Source organism: Pseudomonas sp. DE0010 (assembly GCF_007680745.1).
Taxonomy (GTDB): Bacteria; Pseudomonadota; Gammaproteobacteria; order Pseudomonadales; family Pseudomonadaceae; genus Aquipseudomonas; species Aquipseudomonas parafulva_B.
The window spans coordinates 112,106-138,104 of sequence record NZ_VEJQ01000012.1; the positions used below are offsets into that span (position 1 = coordinate 112,106).

20 protein-coding genes and 1 pseudogene are annotated in these 25,999 nt (G+C 64.1%); 7 read left to right on the top strand and 14 right to left on the bottom strand.

Annotated features, from left to right (window positions below; all coding sequences use genetic code 11):
- Position 1: 1 nt before the first annotated feature.
- From FS767_RS11600 to speA, 3 genes are all read left to right on the top strand, one after another.
- On the top strand, positions 2 to 538 hold the full coding sequence (locus tag FS767_RS11600; RefSeq protein WP_144965495.1) for an NUDIX hydrolase: 537 nt from the start codon (positions 2 to 4) through the stop codon (positions 536 to 538).
- Positions 539 to 741: 203 nt separating this feature from the next.
- Positions 742 to 1,113: a translation initiation factor Sui1 gene (locus tag FS767_RS11605; protein ID WP_058605288.1), complete on the top strand. Its 372-nt coding sequence runs from the start codon at positions 742 to 744 to the stop codon at positions 1,111 to 1,113.
- A gap of 150 nt (positions 1,114 to 1,263) precedes the next feature.
- The gene (gene speA / locus FS767_RS11610; protein WP_023535169.1) at positions 1,264 to 3,177 is read left to right on the top strand and encodes an arginine decarboxylase; all 1,914 of its coding nucleotides are present in this window, start codon (positions 1,264 to 1,266) and stop codon (positions 3,175 to 3,177) included.
- Positions 3,178 to 3,276: 99 nt separating this feature from the next.
- On the opposite strand, the gene FS767_RS11615 is transcribed toward speA, so the two are convergent.
- Positions 3,277 to 4,614 (bottom strand): MATE family efflux transporter, encoded by a 1,338-nt coding sequence (locus FS767_RS11615; protein WP_144965497.1) that lies wholly within the window; start codon positions 4,612 to 4,614, stop codon positions 3,277 to 3,279.
- Between the two features lie 204 nt (positions 4,615 to 4,818).
- Between FS767_RS11615 and FS767_RS11620 the strand changes: the two genes are divergently transcribed.
- A complete protein-coding gene (locus FS767_RS11620) occupies positions 4,819 to 9,720 on the top strand; it encodes an alpha-2-macroglobulin (RefSeq protein WP_144965499.1) in 4,902 nt (1,633 codons plus the stop codon).
- A 53-nt stretch (positions 9,721 to 9,773) separates the two neighbouring features.
- On the opposite strand, the gene FS767_RS11625 is transcribed toward FS767_RS11620, so the two are convergent.
- Positions 9,774 to 10,067: a hypothetical protein gene (locus tag FS767_RS11625; protein ID WP_023535173.1), complete on the bottom strand. Its 294-nt coding sequence runs from the start codon at positions 10,065 to 10,067 to the stop codon at positions 9,774 to 9,776.
- Between the two features lie 77 nt (positions 10,068 to 10,144).
- On the opposite strand from FS767_RS11625, the gene pbpC reads away from it, so the two are divergent.
- Positions 10,145 to 12,502 (top strand): peptidoglycan glycosyltransferase PbpC, encoded by a 2,358-nt coding sequence (gene pbpC / locus FS767_RS11630; RefSeq protein ID WP_144965501.1) that lies wholly within the window; start codon positions 10,145 to 10,147, stop codon positions 12,500 to 12,502.
- Positions 12,503 to 12,538: 36 nt separating this feature from the next.
- Here the strand turns inward: pbpC and FS767_RS11635 are convergent, their stop codons facing one another.
- From FS767_RS11635 to FS767_RS11670, 8 genes are all read right to left on the bottom strand, one after another.
- Positions 12,539 to 13,294: a response regulator transcription factor gene (locus FS767_RS11635; RefSeq protein ID WP_144965534.1), complete on the bottom strand. Its 756-nt coding sequence runs from the start codon at positions 13,292 to 13,294 to the stop codon at positions 12,539 to 12,541.
- 140 nt (positions 13,295 to 13,434) lie between these two features.
- Positions 13,435 to 13,905 carry an A24 family peptidase gene (locus FS767_RS11640; protein ID WP_144965503.1) on the bottom strand — a complete coding sequence of 157 codons (471 nt, stop codon included), beginning with the start codon at positions 13,903 to 13,905 and terminating at the stop codon, positions 13,435 to 13,437.
- A gap of 201 nt (positions 13,906 to 14,106) precedes the next feature.
- Positions 14,107 to 14,676: a DUF4136 domain-containing protein gene (locus tag FS767_RS11645; protein WP_058605281.1), complete on the bottom strand. Its 570-nt coding sequence runs from the start codon at positions 14,674 to 14,676 to the stop codon at positions 14,107 to 14,109.
- Between the two features lie 19 nt (positions 14,677 to 14,695).
- Complete coding sequence (locus FS767_RS11650) at positions 14,696 to 15,325, bottom strand: DUF4136 domain-containing protein (RefSeq protein ID WP_144965504.1); 630 nt, start codon at positions 15,323 to 15,325, stop codon at positions 14,696 to 14,698.
- Between the two features lie 19 nt (positions 15,326 to 15,344).
- Positions 15,345 to 16,094, bottom strand: coding sequence for a methyltransferase domain-containing protein (locus tag FS767_RS11655; protein WP_058638401.1), 750 nt, complete (start codon positions 16,092 to 16,094; stop codon positions 15,345 to 15,347).
- Positions 16,091 to 16,396, bottom strand: coding sequence for a MazG-like family protein (locus FS767_RS11660; protein ID WP_144965506.1), 306 nt, complete (start codon positions 16,394 to 16,396; stop codon positions 16,091 to 16,093). Before FS767_RS11660 ends, FS767_RS11655 begins: the two co-directional genes overlap by 4 nt.
- 81 nt (positions 16,397 to 16,477) lie before the next feature.
- On the bottom strand, positions 16,478 to 17,335 hold the full coding sequence (locus tag FS767_RS11665) for a MaoC family dehydratase (RefSeq protein WP_144965508.1): 858 nt from the start codon (positions 17,333 to 17,335) through the stop codon (positions 16,478 to 16,480).
- A 2-nt stretch (positions 17,336 to 17,337) separates the two neighbouring features.
- Positions 17,338 to 18,690, bottom strand: coding sequence for a 3-oxoacyl-ACP reductase (locus tag FS767_RS11670; protein ID WP_100852299.1), 1,353 nt, complete (start codon positions 18,688 to 18,690; stop codon positions 17,338 to 17,340).
- Positions 18,691 to 18,806: 116 nt separating this feature from the next.
- Between FS767_RS11670 and FS767_RS11675 the strand changes: the two genes are divergently transcribed.
- On the top strand, positions 18,807 to 20,084 hold the full coding sequence (locus tag FS767_RS11675; protein ID WP_144965509.1) for an acetyl-CoA C-acetyltransferase: 1,278 nt from the start codon (positions 18,807 to 18,809) through the stop codon (positions 20,082 to 20,084).
- Positions 20,085 to 20,191: 107 nt separating this feature from the next.
- Positions 20,192 to 20,971, top strand: a complete 780-nt coding sequence (locus tag FS767_RS11680) for a helix-turn-helix transcriptional regulator (protein ID WP_058605276.1) — start codon at positions 20,192 to 20,194, stop codon at positions 20,969 to 20,971.
- A gap of 70 nt (positions 20,972 to 21,041) precedes the next feature.
- On the opposite strand, the gene FS767_RS23490 is transcribed toward FS767_RS11680, so the two are convergent.
- The 4 genes and pseudogenes from FS767_RS23490 to FS767_RS11695 all read right to left on the bottom strand — a co-directional run bounded on the left by FS767_RS23490 (position 21,042) and on the right by FS767_RS11695 (position 25,966).
- Positions 21,042 to 21,809, bottom strand: a complete 768-nt coding sequence (locus FS767_RS23490) for a methyl-accepting chemotaxis protein (RefSeq protein ID WP_371921586.1) — start codon at positions 21,807 to 21,809, stop codon at positions 21,042 to 21,044.
- A gap of 90 nt (positions 21,810 to 21,899) precedes the next feature.
- Positions 21,900 to 22,985: pseudogene (locus tag FS767_RS23495) on the bottom strand (cache domain-containing protein); the annotation flags it as partial.
- Positions 22,986 to 23,162: 177 nt separating this feature from the next.
- The gene (cueR, locus tag FS767_RS11690) at positions 23,163 to 23,573 is read right to left on the bottom strand and encodes a Cu(I)-responsive transcriptional regulator (RefSeq protein ID WP_144965512.1); all 411 of its coding nucleotides are present in this window, start codon (positions 23,571 to 23,573) and stop codon (positions 23,163 to 23,165) included.
- The gene (locus FS767_RS11695; protein WP_144965514.1) at positions 23,570 to 25,966 is read right to left on the bottom strand and encodes a heavy metal translocating P-type ATPase; all 2,397 of its coding nucleotides are present in this window, start codon (positions 25,964 to 25,966) and stop codon (positions 23,570 to 23,572) included. The genes cueR and FS767_RS11695 overlap by 4 nt, the downstream gene beginning before the upstream one ends.
- Positions 25,967 to 25,999 lie beyond the last annotated feature (33 nt).

The following is a 25,999-nucleotide window of genomic DNA, read 5'->3' on the forward strand; positions in this document are numbered from 1 at the left end:
CATGACCTTCAGCCCTGATGAAGCCGCTCACCGGGCGGCTTCGGACCGGGAGCGGGTCACCTGGGTAGACGAGCACGACCAAGTGCTCGGCGCATTGCCCAGGGCACAATTGCGCGAGCGCGGGCTGATCGGGCGCTGCACGTTCATTCTGCTGTTCAATGGTGCCGGTGAACTGTGCGTGCACCGGCGTACCCTGAGCAAGGCGCTATATCCCGGCCATTGGGACGTTGCCGCCGGCGGCATGGTGGCCGCCGCTGAAACCTACGCCGAATCGGCCGCGCGCGAGCTGGCCGAGGAACTGGGCATAGCCGACGTGACCTTGCGTTTTCACGAGCGATTCTTCTTCGATCAGCCTGACAATCGCCTGTGGTGCGCCTTGTACTCGGCAGTGTCCGATGCGCCGCTGCGGCTGCAGCCTGAGGAAGTGATCGAGGCACGGTTCATCGGTGTGGACCAAGCGCTAGAGGACAGTCGGCTCAGGCCTTATTGCCCCGACTCGATGGCCGCGTTGATGCGCTACAGGAACCGCCTTGTCTAACCCATGCACGTAGGGTCGCAAAACATTCGCAAAATGGCGCAATCCGGTACTTAGCAACTGCACCGTTTATCGTTACACTGCGCGGCCTTTTCGGGCTGCCGCACGTGTTGCGGCAGTAGCGCCGCCCCTGCCAGAGTGGGGCTTCGCGGTCGGCCTCATGTGCAGGTACGACCAGTTTTTGTCCTCAGCACCGAGGCACAAAAGTGGCCAAGAAAGCTTCTTCCCTCTCCGCCCTCGGCGGTCTTGTTTATTCGACCGATGCCGGTCGTCATTGCCCTGACTGTGGCCAGCCCGTGGATGCCTGTACCTGCAAGCAGCAGGTCATCCCCGAGGGTGATGGCATCGCCCGTGTGCGCCGCGAGAGCAAAGGCCGTGGCGGCAAGACCGTGACCACCGTCACGGGTGTGCCGTTGCCGCCCGATCAGCTCAAGGAGCTGGCTGCCACCCTCAAGCGCCGCTGTGGTACCGGTGGCGCGCTCAAGGACGGCGTCATCGAGATCCAGGGCGATCATGTGCAATTGCTGATCGACGAGCTGATCAAGCAAGGCTTCAAGGCGAAAAAGTCGGGCGGCTGAGTCGCTCGACAGGTTTTCGTCCTGCGCTTTCTAAACTCGTCGCGGTGACCAGGGTCTACCCCAGAGCACGGACGAACCGGCATTTTTGGCTTCTACACTGCCTTCCCGGCTTGCCCAGCAGTGTCTTGACTCAATTTATAGGGGACTTGAATGTCCGTACGACGCACACGCAAAGACGATGGTAGCCAATGGACCGTGGCCGACAGCCGCAGTGTTTATGGCATCCGCCATTGGGGCGCAGGGTATTTCGCCATCAATGAAGCCGGGCGCGTCGAAGTGCGCCCCAACGGCCCTGACAGCTCGCCGATCGACCTGTACGAGCAGGTTGATCAGCTGCGCCAAAGCGGCCTGTCGCTGCCTTTGCTGGTACGCTTTCCCGACATTCTGCAGGACCGCGTGCGCCAGTTGACCGGCGCCTTCGACGCCAACATTGCGCGCCTGGAATACCAGAGCCAGTACACCGCGCTCTACCCGATCAAGGTCAACCAGCAGGAGGCGGTGGTCGAAAACATCATCGCCACCCAGAACGTGTCCATTGGGCTTGAAGCCGGCTCCAAACCCGAATTGCTGGCGGTACTGGCCTTGGCCCCCAAGGGCGGCACCATCGTCTGCAACGGCTACAAGGACCGTGAGTTCATCCGCCTGGCGCTGATGGGGCAGAAGCTGGGCCACAACGTCTTCATCGTCATCGAGAAAGAGTCCGAAGTGGCCTTGGTGATCGAGGAAGCGGCCGACCTGAAGGTCAAGCCGCAAGTGGGCCTGCGCGTGCGCCTGTCGTCGCTGGCATCGAGCAAATGGGCTGACACAGGGGGCGAGAAGTCCAAGTTCGGGCTTTCTGCCGCGCAGCTGATTTCCGTTGTGCAGCGTTTCCGCGATGCCGGCCTTGACCAGGGTATTCGCCTGCTGCACTTCCACATGGGCTCGCAGATCGCCAACTTGGCGGACTACCAGCACGGTTTCAAGGAAGCCATCCGCTATTACGGCGAATTGCGCGCCCTGGGCCTGCCGGTGGATCACATTGATGTGGGCGGCGGCCTGGGGGTGGACTACGACGGCACCCACTCGCGCAACGCCAGCTCGATCAACTACGACATGGATGACTATGCTGGCGTGGTGGTGGGCATGCTCAAGGAGTTCTGCGACGCGCAGGGCCTGCCGCACCCGCACATCTTCTCGGAGAGCGGCCGTTCGCTGACGGCTCACCATGCCATGCTGGTCATCCAGGTCACTGATGTAGAGCGCCACAACGACCAGGTGCCGACCATCGAGAACAAGGACGCGCTGCCGGAAACCGTGCAGTGGCTGGCCGATCTGCTGGGGCCCACCGACATCGAGATGGTGACCGAAACCTACTGGCGCGCCACCCACTACATGGGCGACGTGGCCGCCCAGTATGCCGACGGCAAGATCAGCCTGGCCGAGAAAGCCCTGGCCGAGCAGTGCTACTACGCGGTGTGCCGTCGCCTGTACAACTCGCTCAAGGCTCGCCAGCGCTCGCACCGCCAGGTACTCGATGAGCTGAACGACAAGCTCGCGGACAAGTACATCTGCAACTTCTCGGTGTTCCAGAGCCTGCCCGATACCTGGGCCATCGGCCAGGTGCTGCCGATCATCCCGCTGCACCGCCTGGACGAAGAGCCCCTGCGGCGCGCCGTGTTGCAAGACCTGACCTGCGACTCCGACGGCAAGATCAACCAGTATGTCGATGAGCAGAGCATCGAGACCAGCATGCCGGTGCATGCCCTGAACGAAGGCGAGGACTACCTGCTGGGCGTGTTCCTGGTCGGGGCCTACCAGGAGATCCTGGGCGACATGCACAACCTGTTCGGTGACACCGACTCGGTGAACATCTACCAGAATGCCGATGGCAGCGTGTACCACGCCGGTATCGAGACCCACGACACCATCGAGGACATGCTGCGCTACGTGCACCTGTCTCCCGAGGAGCTGATGACTCACTACCGCGACAAGGTGGCCAGTGCCAAGATCACCGCGCGCGAGCGTACCCAGTACCTTGATGCGCTGCGCCTGGGCTTGACCCGTTCGTCCTACCTCTCGTCCTGAGAAGCCTCAGCCCCTGAGGGGTCTCATCGCCGTCACGCCTTCGCAGCGTGGCGGCGGTGAGCACCGCCTTGGGTTGCTCGCTGGCCCATGCCAGTCATCTCACGCCACCCAGGCGTCCTTGCCCTGCAGGCGCCACCCCACCCAGGCCAACGTCATGGCGCGCACGCCCATGAAGCCGAGAAACGCCAACCACAGCCCATGGTTGCCTAGCCCGCTCAGGGCAAAGGCCAACGGCAATGCAATGGCGAGCGATGCCAGCATGGCATTGCGCATTTCCCGGGCGCGTGTGGCCCCGATGAACAGCCCATCGAGCAAATAGCTCCACACGGCGATCAACGGCAGGCACGCCAGATAGGGCAAGTACGGATAAGCCGCCGCCCTGACACTGTCGATATCGGTTTGCAGATCGATGAACAGGTGTCCCCCCACCCAGAACAGAACGGCAAAGACCGAACTTGCAATCAGCGACCATCCACCGGCTACCACCAGCGCACGGCGCAGGGTGCCGCGGTCCCGGGCACCAATGGCGTGACCGCACAGCGCCTCGACCGCGTGGGCCAGGCCATCGAGGGCATAGGCCGTCAGCAACAGGCCGTTGAGCAGCAGTGCATTGGCCGCTACCGTCGCCTCGCCCAGGCGTGCGCCCTGTACGGCGATCAGCAGGAAAACCAGCTGCAAGGCAAGGCTGCGCAAAAAGATGTCGCGGTTCACTGCCAACAGCGGGCGCCAGGCCTGCCAGCGTCTGAGTGCTGCCCAGGCGATGTGCCCCGGATAGGCGCGCAGGGCCGGGCGGGTAAGCGCCAGGCCCAGCAGGGCCGCGCACCATTCGGCAATCACCGACGCGCGTGCCGAGCCCAGGACGCCCCAGTCCAGGCCGAGCACGAACCACAGGTTCAGCACGATGTTGAGCAGGTTGGTGGTCAGCAGGATCGCCAAGGGCGCCCGGGCATTCTGGGTCCCCAGAAACCACCCGACCAAGGCGTAACTGGCCAGTGCCGCCGGCAGGCCCAGCAACCGGGTGTGGAAGAAGGTTTGTGTGGCTTGCCCCAGGGCCGCGCTGGGCTGCATGGCATGCAGGGCCAACTGGCTAAAGGGCAGGGCCAGCAGGCCGATGAGCAATGCGAAGCCCACTGCCAGCAACAGGCCCTGAACCAACACCTGGCGCAGGGCGGCGCCATCCCCTCGGCCCGCGGCCTGGGCGGCGAAGCCTGTCGAGCCCATGCGCAAGAAGCCCATCAAGCCGACCATGAAGGTAAACAGCGTAGCGCCCACGGCCACTGCGCCCAGTTGATGGGCATGGGGCAGGTGGCCAATGACGGTGCTGTCGACCAGCGCCACCAGTGGCACCGAGACATTGGACAGGATCATGGGCGCGGCCAGCCCCCACACCTTGAGGTGGGTGGGGCGGTGGTGCCAGTCGGCGAAGAATCGGGGCATGTTCATTCCAGCGAAAACGAGGACTGCAAGCGCTTGATCGGGGCGCCCGCCGGGCGGCAATGCAAGCCAAGGGCGACAGTGTAACGGCCACGCAACCATTGCGTGCGACCAAGGTCTCATCTGGCGCACAACGCTGGGTGTAGCACCTGGCCTTGCGCTATAGTTGCTGCCTTCATCTACACCCTGCCTTCGAGTGTCTACTCCATGTTCAACAAAGGATTGTTGCTGGCCTGCGCGCTGGCCTTGCTCAGCGGCTGTGACTCCTCAACGCCTGACGCCCCAGCGCCTGCCCAGAAGTCAACCGCCAGCGCCAGTGCCGCCGCCAAGACGCCACAGCGCGAAGATCCTGCGGTGCTTGCCAAGCGCTACGAGGGCCGTGAGCTGACGGTACTGGATGTGTCGGAAGTACAGCTCGATGGCGCGGCCACACTGTCGGTCAGCTTCTCGGCTCCGCTGGATGCCGACCAGGACTTCACCAACAAGGTCCACCTGGTGGACACGGTCAAGGGCAAGCTGGACGGCGCCTGGGAGCTGTCCAACAGCCAGATGGAGCTGCGCCTGCGTCACCTGGAACCGCAGCGCAAGCTGGTGCTGACCGTGGACAAGGGGCTGCTGGCCGTCAACGGCAAGGCCTTGCAGCAAGAGTCGATCACTCGCCTTGAAACCCGCGACATGCAACCCACCGTTGGCTTCGCCAGCCGGGGCTCGCTACTGCCGACGCGGCTGGCAGAAGGCCTGCCGGTCATCGCATTGAATGTGAACAAGGTGGATGTGGAGTTCTTCCGCGTCAAACCCGACATGATTTCCACATTCATGGCCAACTGGGGGCGCAGCAGCAGCCTGGAGTACTACCAGTCCAAGGACACGCTGAGCATGGCTGAACTGGTCTACAGCGGCCGCTTCGACCTCAACCCTGCACGCAACACGCGCGAAACCGTGCTGTTGCCCATTGCCGGCATCAAGCCGCTGCAGGAGCCCGGTGTGTACCTGGCCGTAATGCGCGCCTCGGGAACCTACGATTACTCCCAGCCAGCCACCCTGTTCACCTTGAGCGACATTGGCGTATCGGCCCATCGCTACCGTGATCGCATCGATGTATTCGCCCAGGCCCTGGAAGGGGGCAAGGCGATGGATGGCGTGAACATCGAGCTCCACGACAAGAAAGGCAAGCTGCTGGCCCAGGCCAGCACTGATGGAAAAGGTCATGCTGAACTGCCGATCACGCCCAAGGCCGATAGCCTCATCGCCACCCAAGGCGTGCACACGACCTTGCTGCGGCTCAATACTGCGGCGCTGGACTTGGCAGAGTTCGACATCACCGGCCCCCAGGCCAATCCGCTGCAACTCTTTATCTTCGGCCCGCGCGACCTGTATCGCCCAGGCGAAACGGTGCTGTTGAACGGCCTGCTGCGCGACCAGGACGGCAAGCCCGTCAAGGCACAGCCGGTGAATGTCGAAGTACGCAGGCCGGATGAACAGGTCAGCCGCAAGTTCGTCTGGGAAGCAGACGATAAGGGTCTGTTCCAGTACCAGCTGCAACTGGCCACCGAGGCGCCGACCGGCCGCTGGCAACTGCTGCTCGACCTGGGCGGTGGGCGCAAGCAGGTCTACGAGTTCCTGGTCGAGGACTTTCTGCCTGAGCGGCTGGCCCTCGAACTCAAGGGTAGCAGCAAGCCCCTGGCCCCTGAGCAGGACGCGCGCATCGAGGTGACTGGCCGCTACCTGTACGGAGCGCCGGCCGCTGGCAATCGCCTGAGTGGCCAGGCCTATGTGCGCCCGCTGCGCGAAGCGGTACCTGCACTGCCGGGCTACCAGTTCGGGTCGGTTACCGAAGGCGAACTGGAGCAGGACCTGGAGCTCGATGAAGTCACCCTCGACCAGGCTGGCAAGGCGGTCTTGGATATTTCCAGCCGCTGGGCAGAGGCACGTTCGCCGTTGCAACTGACCGTGCAGGCAAGTTTGCAGGAGTCCGGCGGCAGGCCCATTACGCGCCGCCTCGAGCAACCTGTCTGGCCGGCCGAACGCCTGCCAGGCCTGCGTGGCCTGTTCGACGGCGATGAAGCCGACAGTGAAGGCCCGGTGGAATTCGAGTTTCTGGTCGCTAACCGCGAGGGCAAGAAACTGGCCGCCGACGACCTCAAGGTCAGGCTGATCCGCGAGCGACGCGATTACTACTGGAACTACTCGCAAGGTGACGGCTGGAGCTACGCCTACAACGAAAAATTCCTGACCCAAGTGGAAGAGACGGTAAGCGTCAAGGCCGACGCCACGGCCAAGCTGAGCTTCCCGGTCGAGTGGGGCCCCTATCGCGTGGAAGTCGAAGACCCGCAGACCGGCCTGGTGTCCAGTCAGCGCTTCTGGGCAGGCTACCGCGCCCAGGACAATGCCGAAGGCGGAGCTGTACGCCCCGACCAGGTCAAGCTGGCCTTGGACAAACCCTCCTACGCCGACGGTGCAACGGCCAAGGTCACGGTTACGCCGCCGGCCGCAGGCAGTGGTTACTTGATGATCGAGTCCAGCGACGGCCCGTTGTGGTGGCAGGAAATCCAGGTACCTGCAGAAGGCAAGACCTTCGATATCCCGCTGGACAAAGCCTGGGCACGCCACGACCTTTACCTGAGCACCTTGGTGGTGCGCCCAGGTGAACGCAAGGCCAATGCCACGCCCAAGCGTGCGGTAGGCGTGTTGCACCTGCCGCTCGACCGTGCCGATCGCAAGCTGGCAGTCAGTTTGCAGGCACCGGAAAAAATGCGTCCCAAGCAACCGCTGACGGTCAAGATCAAGGCGGCAAACGCCGACGGCAGCGTGCCTGCACAGGTACGGGTGCTGGTGTCGGCGGTGGACGTCGGCATTCTCAATATCACCGACTTCAAGACCCCGGATCCATTCGCAAGCCTGTTTGGCCGCAAGGCCTACGGTGCCGATCAGCTCGACATTTACGGGCAACTGATCGAAGCCGGGCAAGGGCGTCTGGCCAGCCTGGCATTCGGTGGTGATGCGGCCATGGCCAAGGGTGGCAAACGCCCCAATACCACCGTCACCATCGTGGCCCAGCAGAGCCTGCCGGTGACCCTGAACGACAAGGGGGAAGGGCAGGCCACGGTCGATATCCCTGATTTCAACGGCGAGCTGCGGCTCATGGCTCAGGCCTGGACCGAGGATCACTTCGGCATGGCAGAGGGCAAGACCGTGGTGGCCGCACCGCTGATTGCCGAACTCTCGGCCCCACGGTTCCTGGCAGGCGGCGATCAGACGCGCCTGGCGCTGGACCTGGCCAACTTGTCGGGAGCTGCCCAGCAGCTGACCGTGCAGGTGACCACCGAAGGACAACTGAGCCTGACCGGCAATGCCACGCAGTCTGTAGCGCTGGCCGAAGGCCAGCGGTCGACCCTGATGATTCCGGTGCAGGCCCAAGGTGGCCTGGGACAGGGCAAGGTGCATGTGCAGGTGACCGGCCTGCAGTTGGCCGGCGAGGCGCAGACCACGTTCGAGCGCGAATGGACGTTGGGCGTGCGTCCTGCCTATCCCGCCATGCTCAAGCACTTCCGCGTGGCCTTGAAGGATCAGCCCTGGACGCTGCCCGAGGCGGACCTCGCGGCCTTCGAGCCTGCCGGCCTCGAGGGTACGCTGGCCCTGTCGAGCCGACCCCCGCTCAACCTCGCCGAACAGATCCGGGCGCTGAAGGCTTACCCGTATGGGTGCCTTGAGCAGACCACCAGCGGGCTGTACCCGTCGCTGTATGCGGACGCCGATACCCTCAAGCGGCTTGGCATCGAGGGTGAACCGGCCGAGGTGCGCAAGCGCAAGATCGAAATGGGCATCGAGCACCTGTTGGGCATGCAGCGCTACAACGGCAGCTTTGGCTTGTGGAGTGCTGACAGCGAAGAGGAATACTGGCTGACGGCCTATGTCACCGACTTCCTCCTGCGTGCGCGCGACCAAGGCTATGGCGTACCCGCCGAGGCGCTGAAGAAAGCCAACGAGCGGTTGTTGCGCTACCTGCAGGAGCGCAACCTGATCGACGTGGACTACAGCGACGACGCCGATCACACCCGTTTCGCCGTGCAGGCTTACGCCGCGCTGGTGCTGTCGCGCAGTCAGCAGGCGCCCTTGGGCGCGCTGCGCGGGTTGTTCGAGCGCCGCGCCGACGCGCGTTCCGGTTTGCCGTTGGTGCAACTGGCCGTAGCCCTGGACAAGATGGGTGACAAGCCTCGTGCCGACCAGGCCCTGCAGGCAGGGCTTGCCGTCAGCCGCGGCAAGAACTGGATGGCAGATTACGGCAGCCCCCTGCGTGACCAGGCGTTGATCCTGGCACTGCTGCAGGAGAACAAGCTTGCCAGTGGCCAGGTGGACCAGCGGCTCTTCGCCCTGTCCGATGAAGTGGCTGCCAATCGCTGGCTGTCCACCCAGGAGCGCAACGCCTTGTTCCTGGCCGGGCGTGGCCTGCTGGGCACGCCGGAAGTCAAGTGGCAGGCCCGCCTGGACAGCGCCGGTGAGCTGCGTGACTTCAATAACGCCGAAGCCGGCATGAAGTTGGAAGGGCCACTGCTGGCATCGCCGCTGACGGTGCAGAACCAGGGCAGCCAGACCGTCTACCAGCAGCTGACCCTGTCGGGTTACCCGCGTCAGGCGCCGCCTGCCAGTAGCAATGGCATGCAAATCCGCCGCGAGTACCTGGGCATGAAGGGGCAGCCGCTGGACCTGGCGAACCTGCGCAGCGGCGACCTGGTGCTCGTGCACCTTGCCCTCAAGGCCGATGAGCGCGTTCCCGATGCCCTGGTGGTCGATCTATTGCCTGCGGGCCTGGAGCTCGAAAATCAGAACCTTGCGCAAAGTGCAGCCAGCCTGGATAACGCCAGCGGCGCCGTGAAGCAATGGCGCGAATCGATGCAAAATGCCAACGTGGTTCACCAGGAGTATCGCGACGACCGTTACGTCGCAGCGCTCAAGCTGGACAGCTACGCAACTACGCATCTGCTGTACCTGGCACGAGCGGTGACCCCTGGCACCTACCGGGTACCACCGCCGCAGGTCGAGTCGATGTACCGCCCGAATCTGCAGGCCGTGGGGGAAGGGCAGGGTGAGATGACGGTCAAGCCTCGCTAGGGGCAGGCCTTGTGCGACGAGCAGAGGCTTTCACCTGTTCGTCGCACGGCCACTCAATGGATCACCCAGCTCATTACCCACAGGCCCAATACCAGCCAGATGATGCCTAGGATGATCGAGGCACGCATGAAGGCGCGGATCGCCGAGAACAGCAGCATCAGGCCCACGATCAGGGCCAGGATGCTGACCAGCGAGGTGTCCATGCCCAAGGTGCGCGACAGGCCATCGACGAAATTGCCGCCGGCATTGGCCAACAGGTTGAACAACCCGCTCAGCGCGTCGACGACGATGCGGATCAGCGATCCCAGTGCTTGCCCCAGCCATTCGAAAAAACCTTCTACATGCATAGTTGCTTCCTGATCAACATGGCGGCGTTCTTGCCGTTTCCAGTGCTTTGGCCCTTTTCAGGGCAGGTCGGTTCCCGATGCCAAGCTTAGCCCGCTGGTGGCGATCGCGACCATGCAAAGCAGTGCGTGCCCTGGTGATTGGCGTGGTGGCCTTGATGGGGCTGCTGTGGCTGGCCGACCGCATCTGGCCTTTGCCCATGCCGTCCGACGACCTGGCCCGGGTCGTGCTGGCAGAAGATGGCACACCGTTGTGGCGATTCGCCGATGCCGACGGGGTGTGGCGCTATCCGGTGAGCCCCGAGCAGGTCTCGCCGTTGTACCTGCAAGCGTTGCTGACGTACGAGGACCGCTGGTTCTACCGGCACCTGGGCGTGAACCCGATGGCCCTGGTCAGGGCGGCGTGGTTGAACGCGCGGGGAGGGCGTGTGGTGTCAGGCGGCAGCACGTTGTCGATGCAGGTGGCACGCCTGCTCGATCCCCATGATCGCACCGTGGCGGGCAAGCTGCGGCAGCTGTGGCGCACACTGCAGCTGGAGTGGCACCTGTCCAAGCGGGAGATTCTGCAAATCTACCTGGACCGCGCGCCGTTCGGCGGCACCTTGCAAGGTGTTGCCGCTGCCAGCTGGGCTTATCTGGGCAAGTCGCCCTTGCATCTGACGCCGTCGGAGGCAGCCCTGCTGGCGGTACTGCCGCAAGCCCCCAGCCGCCTGCGCCCCGACCGCCACCCCGAGCGCGCTGAACGCGCACGCAACAAGGTGCTGCAACGGTTGGCGCAGTATCAGGTGTGGCCCGAGCAGCGCCTGCGCGAAGCGGCCGAAGAGCCGTTGGTGCTGGCGCCGCGTCAGGAGCCGGCACTGGCGCCTTTGCTGGCCCGCCGTCTGAACACCCCGGGTAGCCCGCCGTTGATCCGTACCACCGTGGATGCAGGGTTGCAGCGCCGGCTGGAAGACTTGCTGCTGGGATGGCGCGCGCGTCTGCCGGAGCGTACGTCTGCCGCCATCCTGGTGGTCGATGCGCAAACCATGGCTGTACGCGCTTATCTGGGCTCAGTCGACCTCACGGACGCCCGGCGTTTCGGGCACGTGGACATGGTGCGGGCGTTGCGCTCGCCTGGCTCCACGCTCAAGCCGTTTCTGTACGGCCTGGCGATGGACGATGGGCTCATTCATTCCGAGTCGCTGTTGCAGGACGTACCCCGGCGTTACGGTGACTACCGTCCGGGCAATTTTTCCAGCGGCTTCAGCGGGCCGGTGTCAGCGAGTTCGGCTCTGGCCCTGTCGCTCAACTTGCCCGCCGTGCAGCTGCTCGAAGCGTACGGCCCGAAACGCTTCGCCGCGCAACTGCGCATGGGCGGCTTGCCGCTCACGCTACCTCCGTTGGCCGAGCCCAATCTTTCGCTGATCCTGGGCGGTGCCGGTAGCCGCCTGGAAGACCTGGTAGGCGGCTACGCGGCCTTGGCCCGGGAGGGTAGAAGCGCCCAGGTGCGGTTACAGCCCCAGGCACCCCTGGTGGAGCACCGGCTCATGTCTCCGGGCGCAGCGTGGATCATCCGGCGCATTCTCAGCGGCCAGGCTCGGCCCGACCGCGACCCGCATGCCGAACTGGTACGCCGTCCCCAGCTGGCCTGGAAAACCGGCACCAGCTACGGCTTTCGAGACGCCTGGTCGATTGGCGTCGGCCCTCGCTACCTGATCGGGGTATGGATTGGTCGGCCCGACGGCACCCCTGTGGCCGGGCAGTTCGGCCTGGCCTCGGCCGCCCCGTTGATGCTGCAAGTGCACGACCTGCTCAGCAACCGGGACAGCCAGCGCGGGTTAGAGGCCCCGGTGCAGCGAACGCCTGCCAATGTCGGGGTGGCGGCGATCTGCTGGCCTCTGGGGCAGGCGATGAGCCGCCAGGACGGCAATTGCAGGCGCCAGCGTTTTGCCTGGACCCTGGACGGCACCGTTCCTCCCACATTGCAGGCGGCCGATCAGCCGCTGGGCCTGGGTTTGCGCGAACACATCTGGGTCAACGACCGCGGCTTGCGCGTGGACAGCAATTGCCCTGGCGCCCAGGCGCGCGAGGTGGCCCTGTGGCCCGCCCCCCTGGAACCCTGGTTGCCTCGGACTGAACGGCGGGCTGCCCGTCTACCGGCCATGGACCCCACATGCCCACCGCAAGGCCCGGTCAGTGCCCCGCCGCTGGCCATCGTCGGTATTCGTTCTGGCGACCATCTGCGTCGCCCTGCCACCAGTGGGGAACCGCTGCAAGTGGCGGTGTCGGCGCTGGGCGGTAGTGGGCGGCGTTGGTGGTTCCTCAATGGGCAACCGCTGGGCGAAACCCAAGGGCAGGACAGCCTGCTGGTGCGCCTGCCGCAGGCAGGGCAGGCCGAGTTGAGTGCGTTGGACGAAAGTGGTGAAACGGCGCGGGTGGTGTTTCAGGTCAACGAGTAGTATGGCGGAGTGCCGGTGCCGTGGCACCGGCACCTGTCAGTGCGCCGTGAACCGTTGATTCACCGGGGATGAACCTGGTGTCAGTGCCAAGGCCAGTTGCGTGCGGTTGTGCATGTGGGTGAGGCGCAACACCTGGGACACGTACAGTTTCACCGTGTTTTCGGTGATACCCAGTTCACAGGCGATCTGGTAATTGGTCTTGCCCTTGCCCACCAGCCGCGCCACTTCCAATTGACGTGGCGACAGCTTTTCGAATACCGAGGGCAGCTCGGCCTCGGCTTCCTCCATGTCGCCGGCGCGCCGGTGAGCCCCTTGTCCGCGGGCTTTTTCCAGGTCCTGATACAACTCGTCGACGGACTCTGCCAGATCCTGCAGGCGCTGATTGAGCCCGCTGAGGTCGTGGAAGTCGCGCTGACGTTCCTGCAGCACCTGCTCCTGGCGGCGTACCCCTTCAAGCAGCTCGTCGAGATCCATCGGTTTCTGGTAGTAGTCGGCAAAGCCTTCGCGCAGCGCCCGAATGACGTCCTGCTTTTCGGCACGGCCGGTCAGCATGATGGCTTCGAACATGCGGTGGCTACCGTCGATCTGCTTCAGGGCGCGCATCAGCTCGATGCCATCGCGTCCGGGCATGTGAAGGTCGCAGATGATCAGACCAATGTTTGGGTCGGCCTCATAGCGTTTTACCGCCTCATCTGTGGAGAGTGCCGATACGCAACTGTATCCCTTGGCTTGCAAGAACTCGCACAGCTGTTCGACGATGACTGGCTGATCATCGACTACCAGCACTTTCATTTCACTTACAGGTTTGGACACGATCAACTCCCTGTGAATATACGGCCCTGCTCCCGGGCTAGACGCTCTGGCAGATTAAAAGTAGCCGTACCTCTCGTAGTTGTACAAGATGTGTACAAGATTAGGGACCGCTGGATTCTTCATCTGATCCATACAGCTGTCAGAAGGTAGCCAGCCAGCACGTAAGGGACGAATGCCTGCTTGTCGCCCATGGCTTCGGTCAAGGCCTGCAGGCGTTTTTTCACCTTGGGGTTGAGCAGCGTCCACAAGCGCCTGCGGGTGGTCAGCCAGATCAACAGCGCGACCCCGGCCCCGATGAAGGTCCCGAGCACATGATCGGTGCCGGTAGCCAATGCCAGCGCGCCCATCAGTTTGACGTCATCGGCGCCGAAGTGGCCAAGCATGTAGCCGGGCAAGGTGAGCAGCATGACGATGGCCAGGCCCCAGCCTGCCGAACCGGGGTCAGCGCCAAGCCAGGTGTGGCCGGTTGCGAACAGCCACAGCAGGGCCCCTACGGCCACGCCCAGCGTCAACAGGTCCGGGAGCTGGCGCTGGCGCACATCCTGTTCGGTACACAAGGCAAGCCACAGAAGAAGAACAATGCTTTGCATCGACAGGTCGCCTTTCCTGGTAGATGAACACTTACCCGTTCAGTCAGGTTTCCTTAGTCAAGATAGACCGGAACCTGCATGACGGCCGTGTGCCGCGAGGAAAAGGCGTTGGGAGAATGGGTTTTGTCGCAGTCGTCGCCTGTCGCGGGGCCTCTGCCTGCACCCCGCTACGAGGCGGGATGCAGGCAGAGCGTGCCCCCGCTAGCGTTTGCTGCCAGGTGGATAGTTGCCCAGTACCTGAGCCACCGTCTTCTGAATAGCCTCGTTGCGTTCCTGCGGGCTTGGCGGGTAGTTGTTCATGATCTGCTCGGCACTGCCGCGCCAGACCAGCTTGCCATCGCGCCCATCAAGCAAGTCGACCTGGATAGTCGCGACCTTGTAGTCGACGCTGCGGGTTTCGTTGTACATCGGCCCGCCCCAGTACCCTCCCCAATAGCCACCCCAACCGCCGCCGTAGTTGGTGGTGACCTGTTGCTGACGCTGTTCCACGATCAGGTAGGTGCGCACGTTGAGGTCAGCACGCGCGCCAGGGGGCGCTGGGCGTAGGCCCCGCTGATCGAGCTGGTCGCTGACCGCCTGGCGGATGCGCTGCTCGGTCAAGTCGCTCTTGATGCGTGGATCGTCAGGGCGATATTGCAGGCCGGGCTCCTGCCAGGCCCAGTTGCGGTAGGCGGCAAAATCACGACTCGCGTCGTAGTCCTGCTGCACGTTATGGCTTGAGCAGGCAGCCAGCAAGGCCGCAAACGACACGAGTAACAGGCGGCGCAACATGATGAATCTCCGTTAGGCGTTAACTGGGAGGATAGCCGCTGAGGGCCTTGCGCACGGCGTCGCGCACGGCATTTTCACGGTCCCGCGGTGAATCCTGGTCGTTGCCGCTTTCGGCACTTGCGCTCCAGACGGCCTGGCCGCTGCGGCTGTCGTACAGGTCGATGCGCACTGCCATGACCTCAACCTGATAGGTGCGTACGACCGGAACACTGGCGTAACCCCCATAACCGTTGCGGTAACCGCCATAGCCCACGTTGCCGTAGGGCCCATAGTAAGGGTCGTAGCTGTCGTAGTCGCGCACTTGGCGCAGGCGTTTTTCCAGGCGGATATTGGCGCCGACGAGCAGGTCACCTACGCCGCTGCGGGCGGGGCGCAAGCCCTGCTGATCGAGCGCTGCGGCCACGGCATCGGCCAGCTGTGCAGGGTCGGCACTGGCCGAACCGCTGGGCAGACGCCCGTCACGCCAGCTCCAGCTGCGGTAGCGGCCGTAGTCCCTTGCAGGTGCGGGATAAGCGCTTGCGTCGAACGTGGTCGCTGCCTGAGGCGGGGCCGGTGGCAGTGGGCGGCTGCTGGCGACGTAGGGATTGGTCCCCTGGCACCCGGTCAGAACCAAAGCCAGCAGGGCCAGTGGCAACAGACGGTACGGCATGCTTGCTCCTCACGGCAGGTCAACGTGGGCGACAGACCCAATGCAGGTAACGGCCCAGGCCGGCGAAACTCGGATGGCGGCGGTGAGCGAGCTCCATTTCCAGCACGTCCAGCAGCTCGGCGCGGTCCTGGAATTCCTTGGGCATGTAGTCATGGAAAACACGTATGCCGCTTTCACTTTCGACCTGCCACAAAGGTTCAAGTTGCGCCCTGAGCGCCCGCGGATCAAGTGGTTTCTGCGGGGTAAGGCTCTGCTTTTCACCTTCAAGGCGATTACTACGAAGCTTGCGGAAATGGCCCTTGAGCAGGTTGCGGTAGACCAAGGCATCGCGGTTATAGAACGCCAGCGACAGCCAACCCCCGGGGGCCGTGAGTTGATGCAGAACGGGCAGGATACTTTCCGGCTCAGCCAGCCATTCGAGTACCGCGTGGCACACGACCACGTCGTAGGGCTCGGTCAGCTCACCCAGCAGCGCTTGCCAGGGCGCCTGGATGAACGTTGCCGCCTGGCCGGCCTCGGCAAACCGGGCCCGTGCCCCTTCGAGCATGGGCTCGGCGGGTTCGGCCAGCGTAAGCTGATGGCCGCGTTGGGCCAACCATAGCGCCATGTGCCCCAGGCCGGCACCGATATCGAGGATGCGCAATGGGCGATCCGGCAAGGCTTCGGCCAGGTCGGCCTGCAAGACTGCCAGCCGGATCGCCCCCTTTGCGCCACCGTAGATCTTCTCGGCAAAACGGGTGGCCAGTTCATCGAAATGACGGTCGTTCATCGTGCGAAGCGCCCTTCGCTGTCAGCCAGCTTGGCGCGGACTACCTGGTCCATGTCCAGCCCCAGTTCACTGCACAACAGCAACAGGTAGAGCACGACATCGCCCACTTCCTGCCCGGCGTGGGCCAGCTGTTCGGGTGGCAGGCGACGTGACTCGTCCTCGCTGAGCCACTGGAAGATTTCAACCAGCTCGGCCATTTCGACGCTGGCGGCCATGGCCAGGTTCTTTGGGCTGTGGAAACGTTGCCAGTCATTGGTATCGCGGATTTGATGCAGGCGTTGAGTCAGTTCTTGCAGGTTCATCGGGTTCTCCTCATGGCGCATAGCTTCCGCGCAGGGCCATTGCAAAGCAAGCTTCCCTGCACGGAGCGCAGCATGCGCCAGTCAGCCCTGCAAGCGGGCCCAGCGGCCGAGCATGTGTACCACGTCCGTCTGGCCGTCCAGGCGCAGCTCACCCACAGGGCCGACCTGGCTGGCGCTGAGCACCACCTCCGAGGGCAAACGCACGGGCTTTTTAAAATCCACCTCGAACCGGTAGCCACTGTGAGGCAAGTGCCCGTGCAGCGCGGCCATGGCCATGGCCTTGCTCCACATGCCGTGGGCGATGGCGGTGGGGAAACCGAACAGCTGGGCGCTGGGTGCGCTGAGGTGAATGGGGTTGTAGTCGCCGCAGACCCTGGCATAACGGCGGCCGATATCACTGTCGGCATACCAGCGCGTGACTTCAGGCAAGTGGCTGGCCTGACCCTCGTCCGCCTCTGCCAGGTTGCCGTCGAGTTTCAACCCGCGCACGAGCATGCGGCTGGTTTCCCGCCAGAGCACGCCAATACCGTCTGCCGCCTCGGTGATCAGGTCGAAGGTTCCGCCTTTGGGGTGGGGCTGCAGGTTGTCGGCACGAACCGCCATGCGCAGCGACTCGATGCCCCCAAGCGGGCGGATGACATCGATGCGGTTGTGCAGGTGGACCAGGCCCAGCAACGGAAAGGGGAACTGTTCGGCGGTCATCAACTGCAGCTGCAGGTTGAACGCCATGATATGCGGGTACGTGGCAGGCAGCCGGCCATCGTCGACGAAACGGCACAATTGCCGGTAGGCATGCAGTTGCTCAGGCTGAACCGCCAGGGTGCAGCGCAGCCCGTGCTTGGGCAGTTGATCACCGCTGATGCGGCGTTTGCCCGCTGCGCGCAGGTACAGGCTGGCGCGGTTGGCGGGTTGATGCAGGTCATGCCATTGTCGTTGCATGCTCAAGCCCCCATCAGTGCTTGGCCGCACACCCGCAGCACCTGGCCGTTAACGGCGCCAGAGCCAGGTTGGCTAAGCCAGGCGATGGCTTCGGCCACGTCCTGGGGCTTGCCGCCCTGGCCGAGCGAACTCAGACGTCGCCCCGCTTCGCGCAAGCCCATGGGCATGGCGCCCGTCATATGGGTTTCAATGAAGCCAGGCGCCACTGCGTTGATACTGATGCCTTGTTCGGCAAGCGTCGGTGCCCAGGCCTGGGCCAAGCCAATCAGCCCAGCCTTGCTGGCAGCATAGTTGGATTGCCCCCGGTTGCCGGCGATACCACTGACCGAAGCCAACAGGGTGATGCGGGCGTCCTCGTGCAACGCGCCGTTATCGAGCAGGGCCTGGGTCAACACCTGAGGAGCCTTGAGGTTCACCGCCAGTACGGCGTCCCAATATTCGGGGGTCATGTTCGCCAGGGTCTTGTCACGGGTGATGCCTGCGTTGTGCACCAGGATGTCGAGGCCATCGGGCAATGCCGCCAGCAACTGCTCGGCAGCGTCACCGGCGCAGATGTCCAGGACCAGCGCCTTGCCACCCAGGCGCGCAGCGAGCGCCTGCAATTGCTCGCTGGCCGGGGGCACATCGAGCAGCAGCACATCGGCACCGTCGCGGGCCAGGGTTTCTGCAATGGCGGCGCCGATGCCGCGGGCAGCCCCGGTGATCAGCGCGCGCTTGCCGCTGAGCGGCCGTGTCCAGTCCTCGACCTGAGCTTGGCAGGGCTGTAGGCGCAGCACCTGGCCCGACACGAAGGCGCTCTTGGGCGACAGGAAGAAGCGCAACGCGCCTTCGAGTTGAGATTCGGCGCCGTCACCCACGTACAGCAACTGGGCAGTAGCGCCGTTGCGCAGTTCCTTGGCCAGCGAACGGCTGAACCCTTCCAGGGCACGCTGGGCGACACTGGCCATCGGGTCGGCGACGGCCTCAGGCGGGCGACCCAAGACCACGATATGGGCGCAAGGCGCCAGGTTGCGCAGTAGCGGCTGGAAGAATTCGCGCAACTGCGTGAGCGCATCGCTGTCGGACAAGTGACTGGCATCGAACACCAGCGCCTTGATCTTGGGGCCCAACCCAGCGACCCAGGGTTCGCACTGGAGGCCTTGGCCGTTGAAGCCGTAAACCGCGTCGGTCAACCGCGCTGCGAGTGTTTCGACCTGGCGTGCCAAGGGGCCGCCGCCAAGGACCAACGGCCCGTCCACTGGCCGCATGCGGCCCGCTTCCCAGCGCTCCAGGGTGGCTGGACGAGGCAGGCCGAGGCTGTCGACAAGTTTGCGGCCGAGGCTGGAGTTGGCAAAACCAAGGTAGCGATCGCTCATGGTGGGTCCTCCGAAAGCAAGTCTGACAGTGTGGACCAGGATTGTGGCCAGGTCGTTCGAATGCGGCAAAAACACCTAGGCTCTACGGATCAAATTGTTTCAGGAGGAACATGCGCATGCGCTCACTTCGCCGGGTCGCTATTCTGGGCGGCAACCGAATTCCATTCGCCCGTTCCAATGGTGCGTACGCCACAGCCAGCAACCAGGACATGCTGACTGCCGCACTGGAGGGACTCATCGAGCGTTACCGCCTGCACGGCCTGCGCCTTGGCGAGGTGGTGGCAGGTGCGGTACTCAAGCATGCCCGGGACATGAACCTGACGCGCGAGTGCGTGCTGGGTTCGCGCCTGTCGGCCTCGACCCCCGCCTATGACATTCAGCAGGCCTGCGGCACCGGGCTGGAAGCGGCATTGCTGGTGGCCAACAAGATTGCCCTCGGGCAGATCGACTGCGGCATTGCGGGCGGCGTCGACACTACGTCCGACGCACCCATCGCCGTGAGCGAAGGCCTGCGCCGGATGATGTTGCAAGCCAACCGGGGCAAGGCGCTGGGTGACCGCCTCAAGCCTTTCCTGGGCTTGCGGCCTCACCACCTCAAGCCTTCGCTGCCGCGCAACGGCGAGCCTCGCACCGGGTTGTCGATGGGCGAGCACTGCGAACGCATGGCCAAAACCTGGCGCATTGGCCGGGCCGAGCAGGACGAATTGGCGCTGCGTAGCCATCAATGCCTGGCACGTGCCTACCAGGAAGGTTGGCAAGACGATTTGATGACCCCTTTTCGGTCGCTGACCCGGGACAACAACCTGCGCCCCGACCTGACATTGGAGCACTTGGCCAAGCTCAAACCGGCTTTCGACCGCAGCGATGAGGGCACCTTGACGGCAGGCAACTCCACGCCGTTGACCGATGGCGCCTCGCTGGTGTTGCTGGGGAGCCAGGAGTGGGCAGACCAACATGGCCTGCCAGTGCTCGCCTACCTGGTCGATGGCGAAACAGCCGCGGTGGATTTCGTCGACGGCCGCGAGGGCTTGCTGATGGCGCCAGTGTATGCGGTACCGCGCTTGCTGGCCCGCAACAACCTGACGCTGCAGGATTTTGATTACTACGAGATCCATGAGGCATTCGCAGCCCAGGTGCTGTGCACCCTCAAGGCCTGGGAGGATGCCCAGTACTGCCGGGAGCGCCTCGGGCTGGATGCGCCGCTGGGGGCGATCGACCGTTCTCGGCTGAACGTCAAGGGCAGCTCACTTGGGGCAGGGCATCCATTTGCCGCCACCGGTGGGCGCATCCTGGCCAACTTGGCCAAACTGCTGTCCACGGCGCCTCGAGGGCGCGGCCTGATCTCGATCTGCGCCGCAGGCGGGCAGGGCGTTACGGTCATCGTCGAGCGGTGAGCGTCGGTGTTCATCCGGCTGGGTGACCGAAGGTGCACATCGAGCCGGATAACGCCCAGGGCATTTAGGCTGGTAGGCTTGGCCGATCATCATGATAAGAAATCGCCATGCCTGCCATCGGACATCCTCGTCCCATTCCAACGCTCGATTGTTTGCCTCGACCGCTCTATGCACGCGCCGAGCGACTGGTGGCCGGCTCGTGGACGACGTCGCATCAACATGACTGGGTGCAGTTTTCCTATGCCATCAGTGGCGTACTGGGGGTGTATACCCAGGAAGGCAGCTACTTCGCCCCGCCGCAATGGGGCGTGTGGATACCGGCGCAGGCCGAGCATGCCGTGTCCAGTTCGATGCAGGCCGAAATGCGCAGCCTCTACATACGGCGCGATGCCTGCCCGTGGGCCGCGGAGCGTTGTCGTGTACTGGAAGTGACCCCCTTGGCCCGTGAGCTGATCAAGCAGTTCTGCCTGTACCCTGCACATTACCCCGAAGGCGATAGCGCGCAGGCGCGCCTGGTCGCTGTGCTGCTTGACCAATTGCAGGCGTTGCCAGAAGTGGCGTTTTCGTTGCCGCTGCCACAACACCCAGGCTTGCTTGCCCTGTGCAATGGCCTGATCGCTGCCCCGGATCAGCCGCAGACCTTGCAGCAATGGGCGTGCGAACTGGGGTGTTCGGAAAAGACCCTGATGCGGTTGTTCCAGCGCGAGACTGGGTTGAGCTTTCGCAACTGGCGCCAGCGCATGCGCTTGCTGTCGTCCTTGACCGCGCTCGAGGCGGGGCACACGGTCACTGACGCGGCGCTGGGCTGCGGGTACGACTCGACCTCCGCCTACATCGCCGCCTTCAAGCAGCTGTTCGGTGCCACGCCGGGAGAGTTGAAGCTCTAGCGGCGTATCGGTTGCGGCGCCCCGCGAGCCGGGCGTACGTGCAGGCCCGATGCTCGCGAAGCTCTTGCCGTCAGGTACGGAACCTGCGCACCAGTGAGTCCAGCTCGTTGGACAGGCCGGCGAGGCTTTCGGAGTCCTGGCGGGCGGCCTGGGCCAGTTCCGCCACCAGCTGGGCATCGCCGTGGATCTGGCTGATGTGCCGGTTGATGTCCTCGGCGACCTGGTGCTGCTCTTCGGCTGCCGTGGCGATCTGCGTGTTCATGTCACGGATCACGTCCACCGACTCGCGTATTTGCCCAAAGCTGTCGCGGGCCATGCCGATACGGCTCACCGATTGCTGCGAAACTTCGAGGCTGGCGTGCATTTGCGCCGCCACCTCGGCCGTGCGCCCGGCCAGGTTGCCCAGCAGACCGTCGATTTCGGCCGTGGAGTCGGCGGTTCGCTTGGCCAGGGCACGCACTTCGTCGGCCACCACCGCGAACCCGCGCCCTTGCTCACCGGCACGGGCAGCTTCGATGGCGGCGTTGAGCGCCAGCAGGTTGGTCTGCTCGGCAATGGAGCGAATGGTGCCCAGGATCGACTGGATGGCGTTGCTGTCGCGCTCAAGTTGCTGGATCGACTGCGCCGACTGCTCGATCTCGTGGCTCAGGCGGTCGACGCTGCTGACGGCGGCATCGATCTGCTGCTGGCCTTCGCGCGCCTGCTGCTGGCCGCTGTCGGCCGACTGCGCCGCCTGGCTGCAGGAGCGCGCGACCTCGTTGGCAGTGGCGACCATTTCATGGAAGGCGGTGGACACCATGTCAACGGCCTCACGCTGGCGCCCGGCGGCCTCAGCCATGTCGCTGGACACGCGTGTCGAGCTGGTGGAGGTGTTGAGGATGTTGCCGGCCGCAGCGCTGATGTGCTGGATCAGGCTGCGAATGGCCCCCAGGAACTGGTTGAACCAGCTCGCCAGCTGGGCAGTTTCGTCACGGCCGCGGATTTCCAGGTTGCGGGTCAGGTCCCCTTCGCCCTGGGCAATGTCTTCAAGCCCATTGGTGACGCTGTTGATCGGGCGCACGATCAGTTTGGCGAACGTGGCACCCACCACGGCGAACACGGCAGCCAGTACCAGCGCGACGATCCCGATCAGCCAGGTCAGGCGGGTGGTGGTCTGCATCACCTCGCGCTGCTCGATCAGCCCGATCAACGTCCAGCCCAACTGTTCGTCCGGGTAGATATTGGCCATGTAGCGAACACCGTCCAGCTCGACCTCAGCCAGGCCCTTGCCGTGCTTGGCAAGCTCGGCGTAGCCGTCGCCGAAGCTCGCCAGTTGTTTGAAGTTGTGCGCAGTGTCCCGCGGGTCTACCAGGATATTGCCGTTGTTTTCGACCAGCAGCAGGTACCCGCTCTCGCCCAGCTTGATCTGCTTGACGATTTCGGTGAGGCCTTTGATGGAAACGTCGACGTTGACCACGCCGCCAGGGTTGCCCAACTGGTTGGCCACGGCACGTACGGTGCTGACCAGCACGGCATCGTCGGCGGCCCAGTAGTAGGCACCGGTGCGCAGGGTCTTGCCAGGGTTGGCCATGGCCAGCTGGTACCAAGGGCGTGTACGCGGATCGTAGTTGACGAACTTCTGCCCTGCCGGCCAGCCGACGTAGCCCCCGTCGGCGACCCCGTAGGAGAGGTAGGCATAGGCAGGATGGGCATTGGCCAGGCTGGTCATGAACGCCAGAATCTTGTTCGATTGCTCGCCCAGTTCGTAGGACGGCGTGGCGCTCATGTATTTGGTCAGTTCGTTGCCAGTGGCCGCCACCAAGGGTTGCGAGGCCATGTACTCCACGTTCTGGCTGATGCCTTGGAAGAAGATGTTCATCGCGTTGCTGACCTGACGGATTTCTCGACTGCTGCTGTCGAGGAAGCCGTCCCTGGCCTCGCCGCGTAGGTTCAGTACCACCAAGGTGGCCACCAGCACGATGGGCAGGGCGGCGATGATCGCAAAGGCCCAGGTCAGTTTCTGTTTGATGCTCATCGGCGCTCCCGAATTATTGTTGTCGACACATGAGGCAGGTACCTAATGCATCGGCAGCAACCGAATTTTATGTAGGAAAACGCCCGTAAATATTGGGCGAAGTCGCTATTGATGCCTATTCGGTCGCGTTTGGACGGGTATGCCCTATGAGCTTGATTGCGGGGCTGCCGGGAATGCTCAGCGGCAGCAGCGACCCGGCGCTTCGTTGGCCAGTTCCTTGAGGATCGGGCAGTCCGGGCGGTCATCGCCGTGGCAGCTGGACACCAGCTCGACCAGGGTGTCGCGCAGGCCAACCAGTTCCTCGATGCGCCTGTTCAACGCATCGATATGCTGGCTGGCCAGTGCCTTGACATCGGCACTGGCTCGCTGCCGGTCCTGCCACAAGGTAAGCAACTTGCCGACTTCTTCGAGGGAAAACCCCAGGTCGCGCGAGCGTTTGATGAAGGCCAAAGCATGCAGGTCCGCAGGCTGATAGATCCGATAGCCGCTGTCGCTGCGCAGGGCAGGCTTGAGCAGGCCGATGGATTCGTAATAGCGGATCATCTTGGTGCTGAGCCCGGTACGGGCAGCCGCTTGGCCGATGTTCATGGTGCCTCCTGATCCAGGGCGGGCTTCCAGGCCTTGAGCAACAGCGCATTGCTGACCACGCTGACGCTGGAGAGCGCCATGGCCGCGCCTGCCATGACCGGGTTGAGGTAACCGAAGGCAGCCAGCGGGATGCCGACGAGGTTGTAGATGAACGCCCAGAACAGGTTCTGGCGAATCTTCGCGTAGGTTCTACGGCTGATTTCAAGGGCTGCCGGCACCAGCCGCGGATCACCGCGCATCAGGGTGATGCCGGCGGCCTGCATGGCCACATCCGTGCCACCGCCCATGGCGATGCCGATGTCTGCAGCCGCCAACGCCGGTGCGTCGTTGACGCCATCGCCGACCATGGCAACGGCACTGCCTTGCTTGAGGGCCTCCACGGTGGCGGCCTTGTCCGCTGGCAGCACCTCGGCGTAGACATCGGTAATGCCGAGGGCGGCCGCCACGGCCATGGCGCTGCCCCGGTTGTCGCCAGTGAGCAAGTAGCTGCTGATGTGCTGATTGCGCAGGGTCTGAACCGCCTGATCGGCCCCGGGCTTGAGGCTGTCACCGAACGCGATCAGGCCAAGCACGCTGGGTGAGGCCCCGCTCTGGACGAGCCAGGACAAGGTGCGCCCCTGTGCTTCCCAGGCGTCAGCCGATGCGGCCAGTTCACCGGGCGCCAGGCCAAGGTCTTGCAGCAGGCGGCGATTGCCCAGTGCCAGGTCACGCCCATCGACACGTCCAGCAATGCCGCGGCCGGTCAGGGACTGGCTGTCGGTCACCTCGGGCACACGCAGGCCACGGTCGGCGCAGGCGTCCAGCACAGCTTTGGCCAGCGGGTGTTCACTTCCGCGCTGAAGCGCGCCGGCCAATCGGTAAAGGTTGTCCGTATCGCCGTCCAGCGCTTGGCTATGCACCACTTTCGGGCTGCCGGAGGTGAGCGTACCTGTTTTATCGAATACGACGCGGTTGACGGCCTGCGCGCGTTCGAGTGCTTCTGCATCTTTGATGAGGATGCCGTGGCGTGCGGCAACGCCTGTTCCCGCCATGATCGCGGCCGGCGTTGCCAGCCCTAGCGCGCATGGGCAGGCGATGACCAGAACGGCCACTGCATTGATCACGGCGGTTTCAAACGGCGCGCCGGCCAGCCACCATCCCAACAAGGTCATCGCGGCGAGTATCAGTACCGCCGGCACGAAGACCTGGCTGACTCGGTCGACCAGTTTCTGAATGGGAGCCTTGGCAGCCTGGGCGTCTTCGACCAGGCGGATGATGCGAGCCAGGACGGTCTCTGTGCCAAGCGCTTGCGTGCGGACCAGCAACCGACCCTCGCCGTTGATCGCACCCCCGGTGACGCTGTCTCCGGGTTGCTTGGCGACTGGCAGGCTTTCGCCGCTGATCAGGGCTTCATCGGCATGGCTGTGGCCGTCTTCGACGATACCGTCGACCGGAAAACGTTCACCAGGCTTGACCATGACCAGATCACCCACGCGCAGGTGGGTGATGGCGACCTCCTGCTCCACGCCATCGATGACCCTCAGCGCACGTTCGGGACGCAGCGCTTCCAGGGCGCGTATGGCACTGGCGGTCTGGCGCTTGGCACGGCTCTCCAGGTACTTGCCCAGCATGACCAGGGCGATGACCACTGCACTGGCTTCAAAGTAGAGGTGTGGTGTGGTACCCGATGGCGCGTTGGCCCATTGATAAAGACTCAAGCCGTAACCGGCACTGGTACCGAGGGCGACCAGCAGGTCCATGTTGCCGCTGCGCGCACGCACGGCTTTCCAGGCCGCCACATAGAAGCGGGCGCCCAGGATGAACTGCACCGGCGTTGCCAGCAGAAATTGTGCCCAGGCCGGCAGCATCCAGTGCAGGCCCAACGGTTGTACCAGCATGGGCAACACCAGGGGAAAAGCCAGCAGCAGCGCCGCGGCGACTGCAAGGCGTTCCCGGCGCAAGCGGCGTTGGATCGTCGCCTGTTCACTTTCGGATGCGTGCGGCAGGCTGGCGTGGTAACCGGCTTGCCCTATCGCATCGATCAGCGCCGCATCCTGCACGCCATCGAGGACGTCCAGGTGGGCACGTTCGTTGGCCAGATTGACGCTGACCTTCAGAACCCCCTGCACCTTGGCCAGCGCACGCTCGACCCGGCCGACGCAGCTGGCGCAGGTCATGCCGGCGATCTGCAATTCCACGGTATGGCTGGGCACCGCGTAACCGGCTGCGTGGACAGCGTTGACCAGTGCATCCAGGCTATCGGCCGGCGCCTGTACACGGGCCTGCTCGTTGGCAAGGTTGACGGTGACGTGTTCTGCGCCGGTGACCTTGCGCAAGGCACGTTCCACTCGGCCAGCGCAACTGGCGCAGGTCATGCCGGAGACGGGCAGGTGATAAGTGACGGGCGTGGACATGATTTCCTCCTTGGGCACGCTGCCAGCATCAAC

Coding starts and splice junctions, on each gene's coding strand:
- FS767_RS11640 (WP_144965503.1), bottom strand. CDS start 13,905: ATGCAAAGCATTGTTCTTCTTCTGTGGCTTGCCTTGTGTACCGAACAG.
- FS767_RS11625 (WP_023535173.1), bottom strand. CDS start 10,067: ATGCATGTAGAAGGTTTTTTCGAATGGCTGGGGCAAGCACTGGGATCG.
- FS767_RS11620 (WP_144965499.1), top strand. CDS start 4,819: ATGTTCAACAAAGGATTGTTGCTGGCCTGCGCGCTGGCCTTGCTCAGC.
- FS767_RS11695 (WP_144965514.1), bottom strand. CDS start 25,966: ATGTCCACGCCCGTCACTTATCACCTGCCCGTCTCCGGCATGACCTGC.
- speA (WP_023535169.1), top strand. CDS start 1,264: ATGTCCGTACGACGCACACGCAAAGACGATGGTAGCCAATGGACCGTG.
- FS767_RS23490 (WP_371921586.1), bottom strand. CDS start 21,809: ATGGCTGAGGCCGCCGGGCGCCAGCGTGAGGCCGTTGACATGGTGTCC.
- FS767_RS11675 (WP_144965509.1), top strand. CDS start 18,807: ATGCGCTCACTTCGCCGGGTCGCTATTCTGGGCGGCAACCGAATTCCA.
- FS767_RS11665 (WP_144965508.1), bottom strand. CDS start 17,335: ATGCAACGACAATGGCATGACCTGCATCAACCCGCCAACCGCGCCAGC.
- FS767_RS11655 (WP_058638401.1), bottom strand. CDS start 16,094: ATGAACGACCGTCATTTCGATGAACTGGCCACCCGTTTTGCCGAGAAG.
- cueR (WP_144965512.1), bottom strand. CDS start 23,573: ATGAACATCGGCCAAGCGGCTGCCCGTACCGGGCTCAGCACCAAGATG.
- FS767_RS11600 (WP_144965495.1), top strand. CDS start 2: ATGACCTTCAGCCCTGATGAAGCCGCTCACCGGGCGGCTTCGGACCGG.
- FS767_RS11660 (WP_144965506.1), bottom strand. CDS start 16,396: ATGAACCTGCAAGAACTGACTCAACGCCTGCATCAAATCCGCGATACC.
- FS767_RS11645 (WP_058605281.1), bottom strand. CDS start 14,676: ATGTTGCGCCGCCTGTTACTCGTGTCGTTTGCGGCCTTGCTGGCTGCC.
- pbpC (WP_144965501.1), top strand. CDS start 10,145: ATGCCAAGCTTAGCCCGCTGGTGGCGATCGCGACCATGCAAAGCAGTG.
- FS767_RS11635 (WP_144965534.1), bottom strand. CDS start 13,294: ATGAAAGTGCTGGTAGTCGATGATCAGCCAGTCATCGTCGAACAGCTG.
- FS767_RS11670 (WP_100852299.1), bottom strand. CDS start 18,690: ATGAGCGATCGCTACCTTGGTTTTGCCAACTCCAGCCTCGGCCGCAAA.
- FS767_RS11615 (WP_144965497.1), bottom strand. CDS start 4,614: ATGCCCCGATTCTTCGCCGACTGGCACCACCGCCCCACCCACCTCAAG.
- FS767_RS11650 (WP_144965504.1), bottom strand. CDS start 15,325: ATGCCGTACCGTCTGTTGCCACTGGCCCTGCTGGCTTTGGTTCTGACC.
- FS767_RS11680 (WP_058605276.1), top strand. CDS start 20,192: ATGCCTGCCATCGGACATCCTCGTCCCATTCCAACGCTCGATTGTTTG.